The organism is candidate division KSB1 bacterium (assembly GCA_022562085.1).
Lineage (GTDB): Bacteria > Zhuqueibacterota > Zhuqueibacteria > Oceanimicrobiales > Oceanimicrobiaceae > Oceanimicrobium.
In genome coordinates this window covers 1-2,387 of sequence record JADFPY010000477.1, presented here as the reverse complement: position 1 = coordinate 2,387, position 2,387 = coordinate 1, and the positions used below count along the sequence as shown (strand labels likewise).

Genomic DNA, 2,387 nt, shown 5'->3' with positions numbered 1-2,387 from the left:
TTCCTATGCCATTCAACTGAATAAAGAAGAAAGATAACGAAACATATTATTATTAATATAGAGGCAGTTATGGCCTACGACGAAGCCTTAGCCAACCGCATCGGCGTTATTCTGAAAGACCAGTCAAATGTCGTTGGTAAAAAAATGTTTGGCGGCATTGCATTTATGGTGAACGGCAACATGTGCTGCGGTGTGGTAAAAGATACACTAATGACCCGAGTAGGCCCAGATGTTTACGAATCCGCGCTTGGCCAACCGCACGCCCGCAAGATGGATTTCACCGGCAAGTCCATGAAAGGGATGATTTACGTTGATCCGGAAGGCCTTAAGTCGGAAGAGGAGTTGAAAACCTGGGTGGAGCGAGCGCTGGAGTTTGTCTTATCTCTGCCGGCGAAGTAATGTTTCGATTTCGCTCAGCATGAACTCCCGGTCTTTATGGAATTGCCGGTTTGGCGGTTATGTGTTTTATGATTTACAAATATGTTTATGCCGTAACCTGCAAAACGATTTTTTCTCGCCTGGAATTTAAGGTTCAAGAACAAGCCAAACCTTCATCTCAAGACAACTAAGTCTTACTAACCAGTTATCGTTGCTTAACTTGGTTTAGGCTTTATTTTTTTGCTATTTCCTCTTCCAATTCTTTCACATTCTTAGATTGCTCCGCCACTGACATTTCTTTACGACTTAAGAAACCAGCCTGACTGACCCCCATCAAAGCAACTAATTGTGTCGGTACGTCCCATAGCTCCCCCTCCAACAAGCTCTTGACCACAAATAGACTGAGAGTAGTAAGAGTCCAGAATAACATTTGAGCTTTGGCGATTGAAGGTTCATACTTACCATCACCAACATCAACCATAATCAATGTTTTAAACTTTTCGGCTAAAGTCAGCGGTTCATTCGCATCCTCTTTATCCTTAGCATTCTGTTTTTTTTTCTTTTGCCCGGACTGTGCCGCCTTTATCTCCTTTAATTCATCTTCCTTCTTTTTTAGACGCCGTCCTCTATTGACCTGCCAATGTCCGGCAGCGCTCGTGGCGGTTGCAAAACTCATCAGTAAAACCAAATTATCCGGAATATTAGGTACTTGAAGACGCATAAGCCCAAAACCTAAAACTACAGCGCCGACTGCTATTGTCCACAAAGCCATCTGGGTAAGAGACATTGAAACATGTTTTTTGATTATAATCAAACCAAGAAGAGATTTATTATTTGCTCTGGTTACCCAGAAAGCCAATGCAAAAAAGATTAATATAATTATTGCCGTCCAAAAAATTGTGCCGGGCCCATTACTCAAATAAATTTCTTTCGCGCTGATGCCGCTGTGCAGGACCGTATCTACTTTAGTAGAATCACCTTCGATTGTCGTCGTATATTCTTCCCATCTTACTATCGGCAGCACTCGAGCCCCGGATCGGAACAGCGATATCGGGAAACTAACCAGGTCAAATAATAAAAGACTTCCAGTCTTGGATACTTTGTGTCCGCTGCTCTCGTCGATCCATTTTTGATTTGCTGCTATTTCGAAGGGGAGATACCAGTCTTTATCACGACAAAAAAGAGTGTCTGTTTCTGTTTCAGCGACTTTGACGCGTCGAGTCAAGCAAAGCCTGGGATTTGAATTTGTTAAATCTTTATCTCTTACATATATTCTAATTGGGTGCGATGGTAACTGACCATCAGCCATGAAAATTTCAATACCCTTCTTGTTATTTTTCTGATCTTGTGCAACACTTTCAGTGAGACCAAAAGCTAGGCAACAAAATGCTAAGAACAAAAATTTGAATTTCATTTCACACTCCTTGAAAATTATTCAATTAGCAAAAGAAACCCGGCGAAATTTTTTAGTCTATTGGTTCTAAGATTGAAAATTATAGATTCATATTGAGGTTTCAATATACTTAACTGCAAAATCTACCCGCAAAAGTCAAGGTTTTTCCTTGACTAATTTGTAACAAAATAACATCTTTATAAGTGAGTCTCCCCAAATAAAAGGATTCTGCGTCATGATCATGTTCTTCTATATGAAAATCGATCTTATTGGGCAGCTCAAGGCACCAACGTCAACTTGATAACCTTTATTGATATTGGTAAATTCTTGAATTAATTATTACTTAAACCGGTGAAGAAAGGCGTCCCCGCAAAACTTTTTGCCTGTTAAAATGAGGTGCTTTTTTCAATTTCCCTTGACATTTTAATAAATCCTGTTATAAACTCTTAAGTTAAATATAGCCTACCCAGGATAACCACATGATAAAAAAATTGTTTAATGAGTTCAAAGAATTCGCGATGAGAGGCAATGTCATGGATATGGCTGTTGGTATCATTATCGGCGCTGCCTTTGGTACCATTGTCAAATCTCTGGTCGCAGATATGATGATGCCGCC

Annotated in this window: 3 protein-coding genes; 2 read left to right on the top strand and 1 reads right to left on the bottom strand. The window is 40.1% G+C overall.

Annotated elements, in window-relative coordinates; all coding sequences use genetic code 11:
* Positions 1–69 precede the first annotated feature (69 nt).
* Complete coding sequence (locus IH879_22460) at positions 70–399, top strand: TfoX/Sxy family protein (protein ID MCH7677691.1); 330 nt, start codon at positions 70–72, stop codon at positions 397–399.
* Between the two features lie 211 nt (positions 400–610).
* Here IH879_22460 and IH879_22455 read toward each other — a convergent pair whose 3' ends face one another.
* Positions 611–1,792: a hypothetical protein gene (locus IH879_22455; protein MCH7677690.1), complete on the bottom strand. Its 1,182-nt coding sequence runs from the start codon at positions 1,790–1,792 to the stop codon at positions 611–613.
* 461 nt (positions 1,793–2,253) lie between these two features.
* Between IH879_22455 and IH879_22450 the strand changes: the two genes are divergently transcribed.
* A partial coding sequence (locus IH879_22450; protein ID MCH7677689.1) for an MscL family protein occupies positions 2,254–2,387 on the top strand: 134 nt, incomplete at its 3' end.